The sequence below is a fragment of the Mesorhizobium sp. PL10 genome, from assembly GCF_053714315.1.
Genome location: NZ_JBSKBR010000119.1, coordinates 1 through 1,895, shown reverse-complemented (window position 1 = coordinate 1,895; position 1,895 = coordinate 1). Strand labels below are relative to the sequence as shown.

The 1,895-nt window shown below is 60.3% G+C and carries 1 protein-coding gene and 1 pseudogene; both read right to left on the bottom strand.

All coding sequences use genetic code 11. From position 1 onward, the window contains the following. Positions 1-155 precede the first annotated feature (155 nt). A pseudogene (locus tag ACWGTO_RS33290) lies at positions 156-515 on the bottom strand (transposase); the annotation flags it as partial. Positions 516-541: 26 nt separating this feature from the next. Next, a partial coding sequence (locus tag ACWGTO_RS33285; protein WP_454578927.1) for a helix-turn-helix domain-containing protein occupies positions 542-1,895 on the bottom strand: 1,354 nt, incomplete at its 5' end.

Sequence of the window (1,895 nt, the reverse complement as noted above, 5' to 3'; positions counted from 1 at the left end):
TCTGTTCCACGGACGGCCTCCTTCGCTTGATATCAACAACGACCTCAATTTGGCACATTCGGTGCCGTTGGGGAGCCGTCCACACCAACAGGGACATAACACCGCCGAAAGGGCGGATGTTGTTGTGGGCTTAGCCGGTGATCACGCGGTCGCCCCTTCTTCGACCAGCGGAATTCGCTGCCGTCGATCCAGATCCGATGCATGATAACTGCCAGTTTGCGAGCGACGGCCACACGGGCTTTCTTGCTGCCTATCCGGCGAGCCAGGCGCGCACCCCACGCTTTCAGCGAAGACCATCTGGCGACCCGTGACAAGAGAGCGCCCGCAGCCTCGAAGAGATAGCTGCGTGTGAGGGCATCACCGCATTTTGACACCGACCCGTCACGATCGACTTCTCCGGATTGATACCGTCTCGGCGTCAGGCCGAAGTAAGCACCGACACCCGATGACCGCACAAAGCACGCTGGATCATCCACCGCGGTGACGAAGCTGACGGCCGTCAAGACGCCTGGTCCCGCGTCATAATGCCCATCTCGCTACGCTATTGAAAGACAAGGATCTTTTGATTCAGATTTGATGATGACGGGGCCTTGGAGCACGCCATGACGCGCTCGATCAGAGGCGGATCTTCGATATTCCGTCGTTTGATGATCCAAGGTGCGCCCTTGCAATATTGCTCGGAGGGGATGATGCCGGCGCGAATCTGGCGAAGTACCGTCATGGGGCTCAGATTGAGCATCCTGGCGGCTTCAGTCAACGTGACTTCGCCGCGCTCGGCCCATTCGCCATCCCTGTAGACTGCTATGTCGTGCGTGTTGCGGAAGCCGCGCACACGCGACTGTGTCCATCCATTCGATCGACCTGTCCGCTTTCCTGTCCGGTTGAGCATGCCGGCAATGGCCTTGTCCGGCATCATTCGCGCGCAGGCGCGGATCAACTCCACCATCTCAGGCTCGACGGACCACCGCGTTTGACCCCGCCGGTTCCTTCTCACCGTCAGGCGGGTATGATCGCCGCCCTGCCAATGCAACAGCAAATGAATCTGGTCGTCCTCGACGTGTGCCACGACCTCGCGTAACACGACCCGGATGATACGGTTACGCGTGACGGCAGTGGCCGCCGGATGACGCCAGGCGGCCTCCAGATCGGCACCCATTTGCAATAGGCGCTGACGCTCCTCGTCGCTCAAAGCTGCCGGTCGCTGTCGGAGCAGAGCCTCCAGTTCTTCCTCAAGCGCGCGCACGCTCGCGAGGGTCCCATTCCACCGCCGCTCGAGTTCGCCAGCAACCAGACGATTCTCGGGATCAACCGTGTCATATTGTCGGCGCGCCCTGGTCGCCTCATATCGCGCCTGTTCGAGCGCCAACTCTACCTGGCGCTGTTTTTCGCCAGACTGGTGCTCGCACTGCGTGATCGCCTGGATGGCCGCTTCAACGCCGAGCGGCTGCAGCAACCGCACGATCTCGGCTCCCACCGCCTCGTCGACCCGTAATGCGCCGAACGCGATGCAGGGATCACCGTCAGGATTGCTCCGGGTCGCGTCGCACTTATAGCGGCCGACATCGCCCTTGGCGCCATGGTAGCCGACAAGCAGCCGGCGGCCGCAATGACCGCAGCGCAGCAGGCCGGCGAGCAAAGCCTCCCCCTTGCGCACCGGCCCGCGCACCATCATGCCCTTGCCGTTGGCATTGTCAGCGATCAGCCGTTGGTTCCTTTCAAAGTCTGCCCAGGACAAAAAGCCTTCGTGATGATCAACGAGCAAGACCGCCCAATCTGACCCGACTTCAACAGTTGTTTTTGAATAGATCTTTATAATCAATGAGATGTGCGACCACCAAGTTTCCTTAGCACCACACGATCCCCAGATCGTTGCGTATGAGACAGCTATTCGCGGA